We start from the raw sequence: 19,111 nt of genomic DNA, 5'->3' as shown, positions 1-19,111 counted from the left end.
AAGGAGATCACTGGCGAATTTACAAGCCGCGTAGTAACTTAAAAGCTATCAGCCACATGATAATTGCAATCACTGCTTCCAGAATTCGCCACGGTGCAGGCCGACTGAAAATTGGCCGCAACCATCTGGCGCCGTAGCCCAGTGTAAAGAAAAATAGGAACGAACCCGTGACCGCGCCTGCGGCAAATTCGAACTGATCACTTGGAAACCGTGTCGAAATTGTGCCCAAAAGCACTACCGTGTCAAGGTAGACATGAGGGTTGAGCCAAGTGAGCGCGAGGCACATCGCCATCGTTTTTACGAAACTTGCGGTGGTTCCATTCGCAATTTCCAACGCTCCAGTCGATTTCCAGGCGGAAAAGAGGCTTTTGCAACCATACCAGAAGAGAAATGCTGCTCCTCCATATCGCATTACCGGATCAAGCCACGGCGAAATTTCAATTACTTTTTGAAAACTCGTGACGCCAATCACAATTAGAATTGCATCTGAAAGTGCGCAGGCCACGACAACAGAGAAAACATATTCCTTACGGATACCTTGCCGCAGGACGAAAGCGTTCTGCGCTCCAATCGCTACAATCAGGCTAAGTCCCACCGTCATACCGGTTACGTAAGTAGCAAAGTTCATGTTTGGCGCCTTGTCGAACAGTTTCGTCCTGGAATAGACGGCTTCATGAATTTAGCCTAATTAAATATTCTTATCTCAAATAAGATTGGCTAATCCATGTTAGACTATTTTGCCTTGAAGGTTTTGCAGACAGTCGTTCAATCGGGAAGTTTTGAACGCGCTGCGGCGATACTCAATGTTACCCCCTCGGCGGTTTCGCAGAGGATAAAACACCTTGAAGAACGCCTCGGTACCACATTGGTTGTACGGGGATCGCCATGCCAGGCCACAGAGAAAGGCTTGTTGCTCTGCCGGCACATGGAGCAGGTAGGTATACTGGAATCTGATCTCCTCAAAAGTCTGCCGTCTCTTGCGCTTGGTGAACAAGTCCAGCAACGTGTTACGTTACATATAGCCACCAACGCTGATAGCCTAGCCACCTGGTTCCTCGCAGCGGCTGGCGAATTCACGCGATCAAGTGACTATCTGATCAGGTTTGCGCTCGATGATCAGGATTCGACCGCTGAATGGCTCAAGCAGGGGAAGGTCGTTGCAGCGGTTACGAGTGCCGGGAAGCCTGTCCCCGGGTGCCGTCAGTTCAGCCTAGGCGCACTTCGTTACCACGCGACTGCAAGTCCAAGCTTCGTGGCCCGTTACTTTAGCAATGGTGTCACAGCGGATGCTCTCGCCAAAGCCCCATCCCTTACCTTCAATCAAAAAGACCGCTTACAGTTGAACTGGATAAACCAAATTCTTGGCGTCAATATCAATGTTCCTGAACATTGGCTGCCTTCAACGCATGGTTTCGTGGAGGCAAGCGTTACAGGGATGGGATGGGGTATGAATCCAATACACCTCGCTAAAGAGCATATCGAAGCAGGGCGCCTTGTAGACCTGGTTCCAGGACAAAACCTTGACATACCTTTATTTTGGCAGGTCAACAGGCTCGCTGCAGACGGCCTTTCCAGTCTCACAAAAACGATCGTGGAAGCCGCAAAACGCTCCCTCGTCCAGAATTGAGAATGTCGTCCCTTTGATTGCAGAAATCGCGAAGAGTTGAGATAAATATTGCCCTATTGCGCTCAGTATTGAGACAATGTTGGCAGGACCTCATTGCAACTGTTGAAAAACATAATAACAATTCATCGGAGGAATAAATCAAATGGTATAATTCGCTAAGCTCTGGGCTGCGGATTTGAGAGGCGTTGAATGACTGTTGAATCTAAGTCGGTGCGTATCATACGAACAGTAATTGAAACAATTCGTCCCCAGTTTGATGTGGAGCTTTGGGACGGTACCCGCATCGGCAATTTTGATGGCGCTATACTCGTCATCAATGATCCAACAATCGTCCGCCAGCTAATCCTCAAACCCAATTACGATTCATTAATTGACATTTGGGTCTCAGGTCGTGTCGACATCAAGAACGGCACAATCTTTGATCTTGCAAACGCCAAAATCGACGGAAAACTCAAGCAGCGGATAAAAGAGTTACCGAAATGGCAAATTTTTAAAGATCTCCCCGCGCTAATTTTCGCAGGCAAACAGTCTGCCCGGTCAGCGGTCGACGGAAAGGCTCCCTTTGTGAGCGGCTCCAACAAGGAAGCCATCACACATCATTATGATGTTTCTAACGAATTTTATAAACTGTTCCTCGATGAGCGGATGGTTTACACCTGTGGATACTTTACGAGCTGGGAAAATAGTATCGATCAGGCACAAAAAGATAAACTCGAATTGATTTGTCGTAAGCTTCGTCTGCAGCCTGGTGACCGTCTTTTAGACATCGGCTGTGGATGGGGCGCTCTTCTGATCTATGCAGTTCAAAATTTCGGCGTAACTGGAACTGGCGTTTCGCTATCTGAAGCACAGACTGCGCTCGCACGAGAAAGGATCAAAGCCGCAGGACTGGAGGAAAAAATCACGATCCATGTCAAATCTTACGCTGAACTTGATGATCAGTTTGATAAAATTTCATCGGTCGGAATGTTCGAACACGTGGGTATCGAGAATTACGAGACATATTTTAACGCCGTCAATCGGCTTTTGCGTCCAGGTGGTCTTTACATGCATCACGCCATCACCAGACGTATGAAAAAGAGTAAGAAAGCCTTTAGACATAAGAGTGCTGAGCATCTGGCTCTCGTGAAGTACATTTTCCCTGGCGGTGAACTCGACCATTTGGGAATGACCGTTGAAAATCTCGAAGGCCACGGTTTTGAAGTGCATGATGTGGAGAATTTACGCGAACATTATGGACGAACCTGCCGACTCTGGTGTGAGCGCCTCTATAGCAATTTTGATAAGGCTGTCCAGGAGGTAGGCTTCGCAAAGGCGCGTTTATGGGTTTTATATTTAGCGGGATGCGCATTGGCGTTTGAGAGAGGGACCGTCCAGATCAATCAAACTCTGGCCTCTAAACGCAAACGTGGAATCTCAGCTGTTCCGCAAACCCGCGCTGATATTTATAACGATTTTCCGCAACTTTGATGAATTAAGAATACGCGGCGAAAAAATCCCCTTGAACCTTTCCGTTCAAGGGGACTATTACTAGTTCTGCTGCATCACGTTACGCCAAAGATCAATGCTTCCCTCCCCGGCGTGAGCGTCAATTTCCCGAAGTTCATCGGAACTAAAGTTCAGATTTTTCAACGCATCGAGCGAGTCGTCAAGCTGCGCGATGGTACGTGCGCCAATAAGTGCCGAAGTTACGCGATGATCACGAAGAACCCAGGCAATCGCCATTTGAGCGAGCGATTGGCCGCGATTTTTCGCAAGAGCATCCAATGCTCGTACCCGTGTCAGGTTGTCTGCACTCAACAAACGCTCATTGAAGGAACCGCCTTTCGACACGCGTGCATCATCTGGAACTCCAGCGAGATACTTGGACGTTAAAAGTCCCTGTGCCAAAGGAGAAAAAGCAATACAGCCCGTACCCAGATCCGAAAGTGTCGAAAGAAGCTCGTCTTCGATCCAGCGGTTGAGCATCGAGTACGATGGCTGATGGATCAAAAGTGGAATCCCCTCGGCCTTCAGGTGGGATTCAATTTCTCGGGTACGTTCTGGATTATAAGAAGAGACACCCACGTAAAGCGCCTTTCCTTGGCGCACGGCCTGGACCAAGGCCCCCACTGTTTCCTCCAGAGGGACATCCGCTGTCGGCCGATGCGAATAAAAGATATCAACGTAATCCAACCCCATCCGGCCAAGGCTTTGATCTAAGGACGCAAGTACGTGTTTTCGCGACCCCCCTGAACCGTAAGGTCCGGGCCACATATCCCAACCTGCTTTCGTAGAAATGACAAGTTCGTCGCGATGGTGGCGAAAATCTTTTTTAAGAACAACACCGAAGTTTTCTTCGGCCGAGCCATAGGGCGGCCCGTAATTGTTTGCGAGATCAAAATGTGTCACACCGCGATCAAATGCACGGCGAAGGATTGCGCGCCCGGTTTCGAACACGTCGGCTCCTCCGAAATTCTGCCATAACCCTAGGGAGATGGGTGGCAAGAGCAAGCCAGAACGGCCAGTGCGGCGGTAATCGACACCTTCGTAGCGGTCGACGCTGGGAATATACATATCGTCTCCATCATAGCTGAAACTGGGCTGAAACTGGAAAACTCGGTTTCAGACTCTTCGTTAAGGCGTCGGCTTAGTTGAATCAACACAGCCAGGATCAACGGATCATTTAGTTTATCTCAACATTGTCACTGCTGGAATTCTCGAATTGTTTTAATCAGCATTTGCAAACCGAAGGGAACTTGCCGTCGACTTGAGTAATAGAATGCCAGCGGCGGGCCAGGAGAAGCCCATTCCTGTAGCAAAATCTGTAACCGACCGGCTTCAACATATGGTTCAGCGAGTTTTTCCAGACAGTAGGCGACCCCTGTGCCTGATAGAGCTGCAGCCATTGAAACATCCGTTGAACCCGAAATCAGCGAGCCAGGAACATCAAGCTGGAGGTGTTCGTCCCCACGATCAAATTCCCAATGGAAAATTTGCCCTCGACCAGTGCGTATTCGGATACAATTGTGTTTCAACAAATCGGTGGGATGTACTGGGCTCCCTGCCCGCTCCAGATAAGATGGTGATGCAACTGCAACCCAATTTAAGGGAGCGCTGACCGGCACGGCAATCATATCTTCAGGTATTGAACCGGCATATCTGAGACCGGCATCAAACCCTTCTGCAGTGACATCAAGAAAATTGTCGTCAGCAGCAATTTCCAATTCGATACTCGGATAACGCTCGATGAAGATCGGCAACACCTCTTGCAGCAGCAGTGGCACAGCATCCTTTAGAACGTTAATTCGTACTCTACCAGCGATGCCGCTGAATTGGCCTTGCAATTCGTCGATACCACTATTGATAATCTCAAGTCCTGCAGCAACTTTTTCAGCAAGTATAGAGCCTGCAGCAGTCGGAGCAACACTACGACTAGTCCGATTTAGCAGACGCACACCAAGTCGGGATTCCAGCGCCTTCATCCGATGACTAAGAGCCGAAACTGACAAGTCGAGCTGATCGGCGGCTTTGCGAAAGCTTCGGTACCGAACGATAAGCAGAAAGACAGCAAGATCGGAAAGCTCACTTCGGGGTCCTACCATCTCGGAATCATTTCATCCTTCTCCTAAAAATTCATCAGCCAACAACATTTCGAAATCAGCATTTGGCGAAAGGAATCTTTCCACTCCATTCCAAGCATAAAACTTTAGTTCAGACGAGCAACATAAAGGTTGATTGACCCTGCGATTTCTGCATGCGATTAATCTGCTTAGGAGCGAAACGACGATCAGTGAGCTGCACCATGTTTGATTATTGCATCGTTGGAGGAGGCATTGTCGGTCTGGCAACTGCCATGGCTGTATCCAAGGGCCAACCTGACGCCCGAATTCTTCTTATTGAAAAAGAAGACAGCCTTGCCTTTCATCAAACTGGACACAATAGCGGCGTTATCCACGCGGGAATCTACTATCAACCTGGCAGTCTAAAAGCTGAATTGTGTCGTGTAGGCGAGCGTGCCACGAAGCAATTTTGTGAAGAAAACAATGTTGCATATCGTACACCCGGCAAACTCGTAGTCGCCACCACTTCAGACGAGACCAAGCGGCTAGAGGCTTTGAGTGCGAATGCGGCTATCAACGAAATCAGTTGCAGGATGATTGATAAAGACGAACTCGCTGACTTGGAACCGGCAATCACCGGGTTGAAAGCACTCCTCGTCGAACAAAGCGGGATTGTTGATTATCGCGCAGTGACGAAAGCGATGGGCGAGTTGATAAAGGCGAATGGCGGAACACTCATCACGGGAGTGCACGTGGATTCTTTTGAAGAGCGTTCCGACTGTGTCAGAATTCATACCGACCAAAGTATATGGGAAAGCCGCTACGCAGTTGCATGTACTGGACTTCAAGCCGATCGGCTTGCTCAAAGATCAGGACTGGAAGTAGATTTTCGTATCGTTCCATTTCGTGGCGAATATTATGCGTTAAAACAAGAGCTAAATCATCTCGTAGAACGCATGATCTACCCGGTACCCGATCCCGCATTGCCATTCCTTGGAATTCACCTGACACCGATGATCGATGGGAGTTTGACTGTGGGACCAAACGCTGTTCTCGGACTTTCCCGCGAAGGCTATGCGAAGTTCTCAGCAAACTTGGATGATATCGCTTCCTTTGTGCGCTTTCCAGGCTTTTGGAAGCTAATATCGCAACATCTGGCATCAGGTATGCATGAGGTCAAGGACAGTCTAATCAAAAAAAGCTACTTAGAAAAATGTAGAAAATATTGCCCGTCATTACAGTTGGATGACCTGCGTCCCTACAGAACGGGCATAAGGGCACAAGCGGTGTCCCGCTCCGGCCAATTGATTCACGACTTTAAGTTCCTGCAGACCAAGAGGACTCTGCATGTATGCAATGCGCCTTCACCGGCTGCGACTTCAGCCATTCCAATTGGTAGAATGATTTTCAATCGTTGCAAGTCCGATCAATTCGCAGAGTAATTTCGCTCTCGAACGCACCCAATGCAGAAGCTCAACGCCTAGAAAATACGCAGTTTCGGCGCATAGAATGCTTCGGCATATCCTTCATCCGCTCGACATTCCATGCCGCGGAGGCGTGCAATTCCTCGAAACGTTTCTTCATCGAACCAGTCTTTGGACCGTTGGGTTCCAAAATGCTTAATCAATAATGCAAGTTTCCGCTCAAGGATTGGGGCTGGTAAGGCTACGTAGCTATTCGGCTGACCGAGGTCACCATCCCATTTAGGGATCTCATATTCCAAAATGAGCTGATCACGGAAAACGTTCCATGTCAGCTCTCGCACAGTCCGGTGATCCTGATGCGCGTCAAAACGGTTATGCGTGAAGACAATATCCGGTCGATGTATTTCTCTGCATTCAAGCAACCACTCTTTGATCTCACGTGCATGGGCCGGAAAATAGCTATCTTCGAAATCCATGAGATGGACGGAAGGTGTCTCGACATTCTGCAAATAGTCACGAGCAGAGGCTTCTGCTTCACCTCGCCTTGTGGCATCACCGGCAAGAACACACCAATCTATGTGGATTGGAAGTGACGTTGCCAACAGTTTCAGAAGTGTTCCCCCGCAACCGATCTCAATATCGTCCGAGTGGGCGCCGATACAGAGGATATTGATTGGACGCTCCAGCTGGGCCAAGGAAAGCAGGTCAATCATAATGCTATCGCGATGTTAGCCGCTTTCATTTCACTTCTGTGCTTTTTCCACGGCATATCCCCTTTCTCGACCATGTCTTCCAAGGTCTGCCAATCGCGCAACGTATCCATGGATCGCCAAAAACCTTCGTACTTGTAGGCTAGTAATTGATTATCTGCGATCAGCCGGGAAAATGGCTCAAGTACGAGCTCTTCTCCTTCGCGCATGTAATCGAATATTTCCTTTCGAAAGAGAAAATATCCTCCGTTAATCCAGATATCCGACGTGTTTGACGTGCGAAACGCGCGGACATCTCCACTCTCCGCGATGTCAGCGAGGTGATACGTGAGCGGCGGACGCACTGCCAGGAAGCAAGCCAATTTGCCACTTCTTTCAAATCGAAGCTTCATGTCGTCGAGGTCGACATCGCTTAGACCGTCGCTGTAGTTTGCGAGAAAGATGTCTTCATTTTCGACATGCGGTCGCGCGCTCCACAATCTCTCGCCAATGTTGCGCCAGATGCCGGTGTCAAGGAGGGTTACGCTCCAGTTGCGATCAACCTCTTCCAATAAACGAACATTGCGTCCACCGTCTGAGACCACACAATCTGCAAATGTCTGTGGCCTTATGTTTAGGAAAAAGTCTTTGACGACGTTTGCCTTATAGCCCAAGCATAAAACGAATTCATTGTGTCCGTAATCAGAATAGTACTCCATCACGTGATGCAGTATTGGCTGGTGGCCGAGCGGTATCATTGGCTTTGGTACATTTTCAGAATATTCACGTATCCTGGTTCCCAAACCACCGCAGAAAAGAACGACTTTCATGATGTTAGCGCTCCTCTGTGAGCAATGCCGGATCGATGAGAGTGACGTGCGGGATCGGTATGATGAACTTGCCCCCCCACTCTACCACATGTTGCATCTGGCGGATGATCTCGTCCTTGAAGTTCCAAGGTAGGATCAGAATGTAGTCAGGCTTGTAAGTATCAATCATCGGAGTATCGTAAATAGGGATATGCATGCCTGGCGTAAACCGCCCGTGCTTATATGGATTTCGATCAACGGTGAAATCGAGGAAATCGGTACCAATACCGCAGTAGTTGAGTAATGTGTTTCCTTTACCCGGCGCTCCATAACCACATATGCGCTTCCCAGCATTTTTCGCCGCGATGAGAAAGGAAAGGAGGTCACGCTTGGTGCGGCGCGTCTTTTCAGAAAATTGTTCGTACGTAGAAATTTCATTAAGCCCGAACGCCTGCTCGCGTTTTAGAAGAGCCGACACGCGTGGGCCCGCTTTTCTTCTGCTTGCATTGTGAGCAAGATAGACTCTAAGAGACCCCCCATGAGTGGGCAATTCTTCGACATCAATGACTTTGAGGTGATGTCGATGCGCCATGTAGCGGATCGTCAGCAAGGAAAAATATGAGAAATGCTCATGATAGATCGTATCAAACTGATTTTGCTCAATCAAATTAGCCAAATGAGGAAACTCAAGCGTTATTACCCCTTCTGGTTTCAGTAAAAGCTGCATCCCTCGCACAAAATCATTGAGATCCGGCACCTGAGCAAGAACGTTATTGCCGACGATCAAATCTGCTTTGCGTCCTTCTGCTGCCATTTTTGCAGCTAAGCTCGATCCAAAAAATTCAACGAGAGTGGGAATACCCTTGGAAATTGCAGTCTCAGCAACGTTAGCTGCCGGTTCAATTCCTAAGATCGGGATGTTCTTTGTTAGAAAATGTTGAAGTAAGTATCCATCGTTGCTTGCTATCTCGACGACAAAACTCTCAGCAGTCAGATCGAGTTTTCTCGTGATCTCGTCACAGTAATTCTTGGCATGGTTTACCCAACTCGTCGCATAGGAGGAAAAATAAGCATATTCGGAAAAAATGTCAGTTGGGCTGACATACTCCTTAAGTTGGACAAGATAGCAATGGTCGCACACAAAGGCATACAGCGGATAATAGCGTTCCATTGTGTCAAGCTGGTCTGCTGTGATGAAACTCTCACACGGAGGGGACATTCCGAGATTGACGAACGTGTGCTTGAGAAGTGTTCCACACAAACGGCAACCGACTTGTTCTTGAGCCATATTCGTACTCCGCGATATCCCCGACATTTGAATGGTCATATTGTCTACCTCGCGCTGGCCGGTGCCTAATGGGTGCAATGGGTATCAATGCCGAACTCAATTCATAATTTAAAGTAATCAGACATCGATCAATTTCCGAGACTGCCATGTGGTGCGCTCCCTCTATACGATTGGCCGCTGACATCACCTGACGGATTGAGTACACTTCTCCTCTCGGCATCACGATTGATCAAATATGACGGTGTACCCTACACCTTTTGGTGGAGGTATTTCCCAACTTTCGTCCATGCAATTGGTCCCAAAAATCCTCTATCGCCGCGGGGCGTAAATGTCAGAATGAATATCAATTCTTACGAGGCGAACGATGCGATTCACATCCCTGAACATTGATGGTGCATGGTCCATTGAACCGGAGAGGCTCACGGACGAACGAGGCTGGTTTGCTCGGGTTTATTGCGAGAGTGCATTCGAAGAGCGAGGAATGGAAACCCGTTATCCTCAACACAGCCTGTCATTCTCGCGTGAGAAAGGAACTCTCCGGGGACTTCACTATCAAAACGAACCGCATTCAGAAACCAAACTTGTAACCTGCCTACAAGGAGTGATCTGGGACGTGCTCGTTGATCTGAGAACAGACTCGCCAACTTACAGGCATTGGACAGGGCTTGAACTATCCGCAGAAAATGGCGTTGAACTATATATCCCAAAGGGCTGTGCTCATGGCTTCCAAACGCTCACGGATGGCGTATTATTACGGTACATGATTTCAACACCCTATGCGCCTGACTTTGCGACCGGTGTCCGTTATGATGATCCAACGCTTGGTATACCATGGCCAGACATGCCAAGCGTATTGTCTGAGAAAGACAAGAACTGGCCGCACCTTTAAATTAGTTTTCTCGCAGAAGTCCCACAGCTTCCAGTCTCTGCGCGGCTCGCTCGATTGTTTCAAAACTAATCTGAGATCTTTCCGCGATATCGAGGAGCGAGTGTTCGCCGTCAGCGAGGTTCAGTACCCATAAGAGTGACATTCTATATTCTTCGCTTGCGGGCTTTCCACCAATTGGATCAAGCAATCCTCGCCGTCCCAACTGTGGTTCACCCTTCGGCGAGGTGTTGAAAGGCGTGCGATCTGCCTCCGCTATGTCGATAGTCTTCATGATAAGTTCAAAGGATTGTTGGAGACATTCAGGCTTGATGAAGTCAAGATTATCTGCCGAAGTATGATACTGCGGGAAAGTTCCGTAGAGGCTTCGCTGAAACGAGCCAACGGGTAGGTTGAATCCGGGTGAACAAAACTGCCGTTCATCGTAGCCGTAAGGCCAGAAGTCGTGGGTATGTGCGTCCTGAAAATCCGAGTGCTGCAAGACATGAGCCATAATTCGGTCGATTTCGGCATCTCCTATTCGGCTTCGCTTGTAATTCGGGCCGCCGCCATCTCCAACACATGAGAGTACAAGGCCATGCTTTATCCACTTTAATCCGGCTTCATTGCGTTGAAGCCAACCAAGCGCACCAAAAGTTGCCGGGCCGAACAATAGGCGATAGGTCAGCCGCGTCTTTCTAGATCGTAACGCAGCTCCCAGGAGCGTGAGGAGTGCAATTCCGGAGCAATTATCATTGGCGAGCGATGGGTGACAGAGGTGAGTAGAGAGAAGAAACGTCTCTTGTGTCTCGCCCTGATGCACGTACTCGCCAAACCGTAAATCGCCGACACGTCTTTCAGCATCAATGACGACATCATAAATTCCGTCTTTCATTTCCATAAGATCAGTATGTGCCATGCAAAATCCCCAACCCTCAACATGATAACAGGTGCGATAAGGGATCAAGCCCGGCTGCTCAGGCAATGTGTGGATGTGTTTCTTGAGCTCTACCAAGGGCAAACTTGCCCTTACGGGCAGACTGAAATTAACGATATGCAGATTGTTACGCTTAAAATCGGCAATTTTGTTCCCAGCATCATCCCGTATGAAAGCGTCGTGGACCGTCCATTCATGCGGTGCTTTCCAATCATATATTTGCGTTCCAGTTGGAATTGCGTGAATTTGTAACGGCAGATACTCGTTTATCATTTCGAGCGTTGCCCGAACACCTTCACCAGCAAGGCTGCGACACAAAGGAAACAAACGCGTTGCGAGCTCGAAAATCTGCGCACCGTGACTTGTGTCCAGGGGGGGCACCTCAGCTGTTCTTCTTAACATCACGGTACTCATCATGCACTGGCTTTGATCAAAGGTACGCTGTCTTCGACATAACGAAGATCAGATCCGATAGTACCTTTTTCAATAAGCATCCTTATATGCGCGATACGTTGAAATTGCGGGCCTTCAAATTCCTCGAGCTTAAGAGATGACTGACTGTAGGCTGATAGCAACTCTTTCGCACCTGCAACTGCATCCCATTGCGGTCTTGCCTGAGGTAATATCCTCGCGAGTTTCTCGAAACTCACTCTATACGACCTTGTATCAGGCCCCGCATCTTCAGCGTATTCAATCCTACAGTCAGGAACATTATCTGCAACAATGCGGGCTATGTCACGAATTCGGTAATTATGTTCCGTTGAACCAACATTGAAAGCTTCGTTGAAAACAACTTCAACAGGCGCTTCCATGGCCGCGATAAATGCCCTTGAGATATCACGAATGTGTACAATTGGCCGCCAAGGAGTTCCATCGGATTTAAGATAGATTAGTCCCTTGGTTACCGCCCACGCTACCAGATTATTTAGTACAATATCAAAACGCAGGAAAGGCGAAACACCGTATGCCGTCGCTGGTCTGAGATAAACGGGGCAGAAATTGGGATCCGCCAATGAGGCGATATCCCGCTCCGCTCTCACTTTTGATCGGCCATAAGCGGTAACAGGTTTAAGTTCCCCAGTCTCGTCGATCAGTTCACCATCGCTGATGCCGTAATTGCTGCACGACGATGCAAGTAGGAATTTTCCAACGCCGGCTGCCTTGGCCGCCTTCGCCATTTCGACACTTGCCAAATGATTAATTTGATAGGTTAGTTCTTCATTGAGATTTCCGAGTGGGTCGTTGGATAATGCTGCGAGGTGAATGACTGCGTCAAATCCTTCCAGATCACGCGGTATAACGTCACGAACATCTTTGCGGAGCGCGGGAACATCAAATATCGGCCCACCCTCTTTGAACATGCAATGCTCATAAAGGCCGATATCGTACCCTGAGACGTCATGCCCAGCGTTGATCAACATCGGAACCATGACCGATCCAATATAGCCCTGATGACCCGTAACAAGTACTTTCATAACCCGCTCCTGATTAAATTCATTAATCGAGGTTAACTTCAAAGCGCGCGTTCAACGAGTTGTCCGATGGCATGTTTGATTAGGACAAGCGTGTAACGATTGCTCAGAAGTGGATACTCACTACGCCTTACGGAGGAGCTTCAAGCTTTCACCATCGCCAATTACGAGAAGCCAATCACTTCTGGGGGAATTTTCGCGGTCGGCAGGTGCTGTGTAGTTTAGGAACTCTCCAGTCAGCTGTGGAGGCGCAGCTGCACGGGACTTTCCAGATGTCGGGTCGAACCATAAAGCAACACTTGTCTTCGGGACTGAATTGCTTCTAATTCGAAAACTGCCCGCGTCTGCGTAGATCACGGTCAGTCTCTTGTCACTTGAAGCGGCTGCGTAAGTTTCCTCAAGGTCGGTGATTGAGCCATCACGATCGGGCACAAGTTGTGTCCATGGGATGGCATCGAAAAAAGCTCTTAGGACCGACATTGAGCGCGCGCCAGGACTATCTAATGCTTCCTTCCAAGAGTAATCGCTGGAAAAGACGCCAGGACCCGAAAAATGCCAAATTGGATTGTTGCCAAAAAATTGTCCCGCAGCACCACCAAGCAAAGCGCCATATGCATTTCGGCGGACCATTTTTGCGGTCGTTTCACGCTCGTACTCGTATGCACTTTCCAGCAGGACCACTGGCATCAACCCTGCTTTGCTGCGTTCAAGTGTCGTTTTATGGATATCCGCATAGGTGTAGATGGTATCGAATGACAGCCAATTCTCACGTCCCCACAGTTCTAATGTAGGAGTATCACGGCCGGAATGAACACTTTGGAGCGCGTTGGGCGAGACAGAAGCAATACCTAGCGCAAGTTGTGACACGAGCGCGTGTTCGGGCGCATCAAAGTCTCCACCTAGAACCCAGACGATATTATTGAATTTTGAAAATCGGTGCGCCACGGCTTCACCGTAAGTTCTCATACGGTCAGGCCCAGCCGCTTCTGCAGCCTTAAACCAACCTTCCTCGCCTCCATTGACGCCCAGATAAGCGGGGACAAGGAACACTGCCAACCCGTGTTTCTCCGCTTGTTCTATTACCCATTCGGCATGGGAGAAATACGCCTCTCCCAGCAGTCCGAATGGGCTGTTTTTAAAAGGTTTATCACCATAAGCATTCGCCGGCGGATTAGTAGAGAAGCGATGTTCGATGAGATTGACAAGTATCGCGTTAAACCCTCGTCTTCTGCGATCTTCGAGATAAATCTCGACGTCCTCACGTTTAAGTTCAGCAATCAAAGACCACGCTGCTTCGCCGTGCAGCATAAAAGGCCGAGCTTTTGCATCTTCAAAATAATGATGGTTCGCAATAACATGAAGAGGAAAGACATCCTCAGCGTGAGTCAATCCAGTGCAAAACAGCATTGCAATAGCGAGTAGGCTGATGCGTGCGGCTCTCATCGCACGGGCGAAGGGTAGCTGGGAGCTTCGTTAAACCGTCGATAGACCGGTTGGGAAGATCGACCGGTCAGGTAAGTCTCAACTCCGTCATTGAGCGCCCTCCGATATACTCCAAGCGCGCCGTCAACCGCATCAACGGTCCGTTGAATATCTGTATCGGTGTGAGTATAGCTGACTACCAGGGATGGAATTAGAACTCCGCGTCGAATTGTTTCCTGCAGAAATAGCGTTCGAAAGGCCTGAGATGGCTTTCCATTTTCGTCGCTAGTCGAATAGGCAAGGCAGCACGGTCTTCCCATCAAACGAAAATAGTCAGTCAATCCATGATTGGCAATCGCTGCATTTATGCCTTCGGAGAGCTTCGTTCCTTGCTGGTATAGGCGCTCAACAACAGGTTCATCACGGTAAATCTTCATAGTTGCGATCGCTGCAGCCATGGCATGTGTTTCAGCACCGTGCGTCGTTGAAAGAAGAAAAACCCGAGCAAATTCAGTTTGGGTCAGGCCCCCTAACTGCATGTATTCTGACTTTCCAGCTAAGGCGGATATTGCAAAACCGTTGCCCATTGCTTTTCCAAAACAAGACAAATCCGGTTCAATTTCATAAACTCTTTGCGCACCCCGCTCATGCCATCGGAACCCTGTGATCATCTCATCTAGGATGAATAGTGCTCCGTTCTCATGCGCGATCCTACGTGCCTCATGCAAAAAATTCTTCTCCGGTTCCTCCATACGAGCCGGCTCAAGTATAAGCGCTGCAATCCTGCCGGGAAAATTTTCAAATAATGCGTAGACACTGGCAAGGTCATTATAGCGAAACGTTGTTGTAAGCGCAGCGATGGAAGCAGGAATCCCGGCGTTCATTTTCGTGGTACCGATGAACCAGTCATCCGTGGAAAAGAATGGGTGGTCCCCACAACATGCAATCATGTCACGACCGGTATAGGCGCGCGCCAACCGCACTGCGGCGGAAGTCGCGTCTGATCCATCTTTACAGAACTTCACCATCTCTGCGCCGTTAATAAGTTCGAGAAAGGCTTCGGCACATTCAATTTCGATTGCACTTGGACGCGTGAAGTTGCAGCCATCCTGCAACGCATCTCGAACGGCCTGTAGAACCGGCGGATAGGCGTGCCCTAATCCGACGGCACGATTACCCATGCCAAACTCGATATACTGATTACCATCCACATCAAATACGTGCGACCCGGATCCGCGCTGAATAAAACCAGGTGAAAGCACAGGGTACTGATCATCTCCCTTTGCATAAGTGTGGCAACCACCCGGAATCAGCGTATGTGCCTTGGTTCTCAACAGCTGGGAATTGCGGAACCGTGATGTGAAGAGATTCATTTCTCGTGTCCTTGGCTGTTGGCTTTCGTTACACGGCCGACAAGACAGTATGCATGCGCTCCCGGACTTGTCTTAGCCAGTTTTTTACAGGCTTGGGTAATCTGCTACGTAAGCTGGTATGTAGTGCTGGTGGCATCTTCCATTGCGAGAGTTTTAAAGGTGACGCAATCTTCGGAGGTTCTGCAGAAAGGTTCTCGAGCAGATCAGAATAGGCTTCTCCGACCGTTTCGCTGTTGAATGCAACATCGACTTTGCGGATCGCTGCAAGCGCCATTTTGTTTCTGAGTTTTGGGTCAGACGCTAGTTTATCGATATGGCGGGCGGCCTGTCTCACATCACCTACAGGAAACAACAGCCCATCTTCCCCATCAGTAACAATAAAATCTGTGACGCCAGCTATACGAGACACGACAGCAGGGCAGCCTTGGCTCATCGCCTCAATAAGTGTCAGTCCGAAACCTTCAAATCTCGAAGGCATCAGCATAACGTCATTCTGGCTTACCAGCGCGGCTACGTCCGATGGCGCTACCCAACCCGTAAACGAGACTTTGTCGCCGAATCCTTTAAGCTGAAACCGCAAACGTTCTAAATCAGGACCGTCACCAGCGACAGTTAAATGATAATCGCATTCAAGCTGTCGAAGAATACTTGGAAGCCAGAACACCCCTTTGGAACTGTCATCAACACGACCGAGGTACAGCAATCTAAGCGGGCCATTTTGATCAGGGCCATCAAGTAAACGCACGGGCCGGGCGATCCGGTTCAAGCCATGGGGAATAACGAGAATCCGCCTCGGGTCGAAGCCGTAGTTATTGACCAAATCCTCGCGGCAACGCTTCGATACGCCAACGGTTGCATGGACATAATCGCGGATTTCACGCGCTGCGGCATAGGTTCCAGGTGTGATACTGTGAACAATCATTACACGCAATATATCCTCCGGCAAATATCGAACCAGATTGGTTTCGAAACGGCTAGAAAGAACATTAACAAAAACGGCTTTATAATTGTTTTCAACTAGAAAAGTGACCGTCTTTTTCGCTCTCGTTTGCTCATCTAGGACGCCCAATTTGTCAATAGCGTCGCCCTTGCGATAGGCGTCACCAAGCCCCTGAGCAGTTTCGGCAATAGCAATTGCATCTCCAGTTGCACCAGCAGCAAGCCAACGAAGCTCAATTCCTCTGTTCTTGAGCGATGGTCCAAGCCTGGAGAATACCGAATAGGTGCCGCCAATATGTGGGCGGACAAAGTAGGCGCACTTCATGATCTAAAACGAGCTCCCTGAAGATCGAGAGGGGAGCAAGATTTCGAGGAGAAATCCTCTCGAAGCCTTGCTCCAGTATATCGGGGGGCATTTGATATACCGATGTGCAGTGTAGCGGAATTGAGCTGCTGCGCATTTTGGCTTTGAGGGGTAGATCACCTCATACATAAGAGGATGGTCTTCACCCTTCTGCCAGTTTTCACAAAGATTGCGATGGTCTATTTTCTTCATGCAGGTGGAGACCCATTCATGAAAATAGGGCTTTTTGGTCAGTTCGGCTCAGGCAATACCGGCAATGACGGCTCCCTGGAGGCAATGCTGCGGTTACTTGATCGTATCTGTCCAAACGCTCAGCTGGTTTGTATCTGTTCACGGCCCGACGTTATCAGCGAGAAGTACGAAATTGCATCTGCACCAGTGGGACAGCCCGCGTCGGAGAACCGCCTGATGCGGACGCTCAACAGCGTCTTACTGCATGTTCCACGGCGACTATCTGGTTTTGTGAGTGCGGTCTCTCTAGCGCAGGGGCTGGATTTCATAATTGTACCTGGGACCGGCATTCTCGATGATTTCAATGAGAACCCATTTGGCTGGCCATTTGCGGTATTGCGATGGTCTGTCGCCGCAAAAATTGCAGGCGCACGTCTTGCATTCATTTCAATCGGAGCGGGTCCTGTTACGCTTCCCCTTAGTCGATTTTTCGTTCGCAGAGCGTCAATGCTCGCGTCTTATCGTTCTTATCGCGATCAGGTCTCCCTCGACTTCATGCGATCTCTTGGCGTGATCTCAATAAACGATGTCGTCACAGCTGATATAGCCTTTTCGCTTCCAACGGTCGAGGAAAGTGTGCGTAAAGTTGGCACCCAGACTATAGGACTTGGCATAATGGACTATAAGGGGTGGCGCAAGAATGCTGCCGACGCTTCCCTCATCTACGACACATATCTCGACAAAATGGCGAAGTTGCTCGATCAACTATTGGCCCAAGGGAAACAGGTCCGGCTTTTAACGGGAGATAGAGCTGACTATAAGGCAGTTGAAGATCTACTAAAACGACTCGCTATGCATAAATCAAATAGCATAATTTTTGAGCCTGCTCTGTCGTTAAACCAGCTGATGCAACAGATCGCCCAGGTCGACATCGTTGTTGCCAGCCGCTATCACAATATCGTCTGTGCGCTTGCCATGGGGCGACCAGCTATCTCAGTCGCTTACGCAAAGAAAAATGATGCGCTGCTTCATGACACAGGTCTCTCCCAATTTTGCCATCACATTGAGAATTTCGAGCCGACGACATTGCAGGCTCAGATAGAACGCATGCTATTACAGAAGGACCAACTCTCTATCGACGTTAAAGCCGGCGTGAAGCAATATCGTGAACGGCTAAACGTGCAGGAAGAAATGTTGCGCAGATCATTGTTTGAGCACGATCGCAACAAGGATTAATGGCGATTGCGACGCTGCAACAAGTAGTCGATTGGTGGAAATAAGATCATTGAAGGATGTCGCCTTAATGCGAACGCCATCAGGGATGCAGAACCTTTCTCTCGTCGCAGTAAATTGGAAAATGCGGACCAATACGCGCGCTTCGCTAGACAATCCTGCGCTAGTTCGAAGAGCGCCGATGCATTGGGCAGCGCCGCGCCGTCACTTTCGAAGAATGTGCGGAACGCAGCTTCAAATTCGCAGTTCCACTCAACGATACCAGCTACACTCGCAGAGCGATTTAGGTTATGCACCCGCGCGCAAGCTTGAACAGCATTTGTCGATGCAACTCCTCCGTATGTTGCAAACCTAAGCCACATTTCAAGATCATCTGTGTGTTGAAGGTTTGTCTTATAGTACCCAACCTTTTTTTGAACCGACGTTCTAACGAGGGCTGTGGGACCGGCAACGGGATTGTAAGCGTGCATGCAAGCTCGTTCGATGAATTCGTTTCCCGACTGGATTACCCACCCACCCCGTTTGGGAAGATCCACCGGCTTTGGGTAGTCATTGCCAGAAAAATTCTCAATCGACCCATGAGCGAGATGAACATCTGGAGATTGTTCGAGCGCGCAGACCGCTCGACTTAGGGCACCATCAACCAACAGATCATCGGCACACAATATCAAGAAGTATTCGGATCTAGCCCAGTCAATTCCCTCATTGAACGATGCGTGAGGCCCTAAATTTCTAGTTCTGAGTATCACTTCAACCCGTTGGTCGCCTGCTGCAATTGTTCTACAGATGTCAGCGCTCAGGTCATGGGATGCGTTATCAATGATCAGCAGCCTCACGTCGACGCCTTTTTGTGTCAAGACGCTGGCTGCACACTCTAACAAATATTGACCGTAATTGTAATTTGGAATGACAACGTCAACGGTAGGATATCCACTCTCAGTATTGTTCATATCGCC

17 protein-coding genes are annotated in these 19,111 nt (G+C 49.0%); 5 read left to right on the top strand and 12 right to left on the bottom strand.

Annotation, left to right across the window (positions count from 1 at the left end; translation table 11 throughout):
- Positions 1-19: 19 nt before the first annotated feature.
- The gene (locus KMS41_25415; protein ID QWK81813.1) at positions 20-628 is read right to left on the bottom strand and encodes a LysE/ArgO family amino acid transporter; all 609 of its coding nucleotides are present in this window, start codon (positions 626-628) and stop codon (positions 20-22) included.
- Between the two features lie 96 nt (positions 629-724).
- Here KMS41_25415 and KMS41_25410 point away from each other — a divergent pair, with 96 nt between their 5' ends.
- Positions 725-1,627: a LysR family transcriptional regulator ArgP gene (locus KMS41_25410; protein QWK81812.1), complete on the top strand. Its 903-nt coding sequence runs from the start codon at positions 725-727 to the stop codon at positions 1,625-1,627.
- A 189-nt stretch (positions 1,628-1,816) separates the two neighbouring features.
- The gene (locus tag KMS41_25405; protein ID QWK81811.1) at positions 1,817-3,097 is read left to right on the top strand and encodes a cyclopropane-fatty-acyl-phospholipid synthase family protein; all 1,281 of its coding nucleotides are present in this window, start codon (positions 1,817-1,819) and stop codon (positions 3,095-3,097) included.
- Between the two features lie 60 nt (positions 3,098-3,157).
- On the opposite strand, the gene mgrA is transcribed toward KMS41_25405, so the two are convergent.
- Both mgrA and KMS41_25395 read right to left on the bottom strand, forming a co-directional pair.
- Entirely contained in the window at positions 3,158-4,183 is a 1,026-nt protein-coding gene (gene mgrA, locus KMS41_25400) for an L-glyceraldehyde 3-phosphate reductase (protein QWK81810.1), read from the bottom strand.
- Between the two features lie 128 nt (positions 4,184-4,311).
- Entirely contained in the window at positions 4,312-5,211 is a 900-nt protein-coding gene (locus tag KMS41_25395; GenBank protein ID QWK81809.1) for a LysR family transcriptional regulator, read from the bottom strand.
- 200 nt (positions 5,212-5,411) lie between these two features.
- Here KMS41_25395 and lhgO point away from each other — a divergent pair, with 200 nt between their 5' ends.
- Positions 5,412-6,611, top strand: coding sequence for an L-2-hydroxyglutarate oxidase (gene lhgO, locus KMS41_25390; protein ID QWK81808.1), 1,200 nt, complete (start codon positions 5,412-5,414; stop codon positions 6,609-6,611).
- A gap of 38 nt (positions 6,612-6,649) precedes the next feature.
- Here lhgO and KMS41_25385 read toward each other — a convergent pair whose 3' ends face one another.
- The 3 genes from KMS41_25385 to KMS41_25375 are packed head-to-tail and all read right to left on the bottom strand — an operon-like array spanning position 6,650 to position 9,418.
- Entirely contained in the window at positions 6,650-7,306 is a 657-nt protein-coding gene (locus KMS41_25385; protein QWK81807.1) for a PIG-L family deacetylase, read from the bottom strand.
- The gene (locus tag KMS41_25380; protein QWK81806.1) at positions 7,303-8,112 is read right to left on the bottom strand and encodes a glucose-1-phosphate cytidylyltransferase; all 810 of its coding nucleotides are present in this window, start codon (positions 8,110-8,112) and stop codon (positions 7,303-7,305) included. Before KMS41_25380 ends, KMS41_25385 begins: the two co-directional genes overlap by 4 nt.
- Positions 8,113-8,116: 4 nt before the next feature.
- On the bottom strand, positions 8,117-9,418 hold the full coding sequence (locus KMS41_25375; GenBank protein QWK81805.1) for a class I SAM-dependent methyltransferase: 1,302 nt from the start codon (positions 9,416-9,418) through the stop codon (positions 8,117-8,119).
- Positions 9,419-9,743: 325 nt separating this feature from the next.
- Between KMS41_25375 and rfbC the strand changes: the two genes are divergently transcribed.
- Entirely contained in the window at positions 9,744-10,268 is a 525-nt protein-coding gene (rfbC, locus tag KMS41_25370) for a dTDP-4-dehydrorhamnose 3,5-epimerase (protein QWK81804.1), read from the top strand.
- 1 nt (position 10,269) lies between these two features.
- Here the strand turns inward: rfbC and KMS41_25365 are convergent, their stop codons facing one another.
- From KMS41_25365 to KMS41_25345, 5 genes are all read right to left on the bottom strand, one after another.
- Entirely contained in the window at positions 10,270-11,583 is a 1,314-nt protein-coding gene (locus tag KMS41_25365; GenBank protein QWK81803.1) for a DUF4910 domain-containing protein, read from the bottom strand.
- Between the two features lie 11 nt (positions 11,584-11,594).
- Positions 11,595-12,656, bottom strand: coding sequence for an SDR family oxidoreductase (locus KMS41_25360; protein ID QWK81802.1), 1,062 nt, complete (start codon positions 12,654-12,656; stop codon positions 11,595-11,597).
- Positions 12,657-12,776: 120 nt separating this feature from the next.
- On the bottom strand, positions 12,777-14,096 hold the full coding sequence (locus KMS41_25355) for a DUF4038 domain-containing protein (GenBank protein QWK81801.1): 1,320 nt from the start codon (positions 14,094-14,096) through the stop codon (positions 12,777-12,779).
- Positions 14,093-15,448, bottom strand: a complete 1,356-nt coding sequence (locus KMS41_25350; protein QWK81800.1) for a glutamate-1-semialdehyde 2,1-aminomutase — start codon at positions 15,446-15,448, stop codon at positions 14,093-14,095. The genes KMS41_25355 and KMS41_25350 overlap by 4 nt, the downstream gene beginning before the upstream one ends.
- Positions 15,449-15,476: 28 nt before the next feature.
- Positions 15,477-16,712 carry a glycosyltransferase family 4 protein gene (locus KMS41_25345; GenBank protein QWK81799.1) on the bottom strand — a complete coding sequence of 412 codons (1,236 nt, stop codon included), beginning with the start codon at positions 16,710-16,712 and terminating at the stop codon, positions 15,477-15,479.
- A gap of 249 nt (positions 16,713-16,961) precedes the next feature.
- Between KMS41_25345 and KMS41_25340 the strand changes: the two genes are divergently transcribed.
- A complete protein-coding gene (locus KMS41_25340; GenBank protein ID QWK81798.1) occupies positions 16,962-18,158 on the top strand; it encodes a polysaccharide pyruvyl transferase family protein in 1,197 nt (398 codons plus the stop codon).
- Here KMS41_25340 and KMS41_25335 read toward each other — a convergent pair.
- A complete protein-coding gene (locus KMS41_25335; GenBank protein ID QWK81797.1) occupies positions 18,155-19,105 on the bottom strand; it encodes a glycosyltransferase family 2 protein in 951 nt (316 codons plus the stop codon). The genes KMS41_25340 and KMS41_25335 overlap by 4 nt on opposite strands.
- Positions 19,106-19,111: the final 6 nt, after the last annotated feature.

The sequence above is a fragment of the Ochrobactrum sp. BTU1 genome (assembly GCA_018798825.1).
Lineage (GTDB): Bacteria > Pseudomonadota > Alphaproteobacteria > Rhizobiales > Rhizobiaceae > Brucella.
Note: the sequence above shows the minus strand (reverse complement) of the source record. Positions and strands in the feature narration are given on the sequence as shown.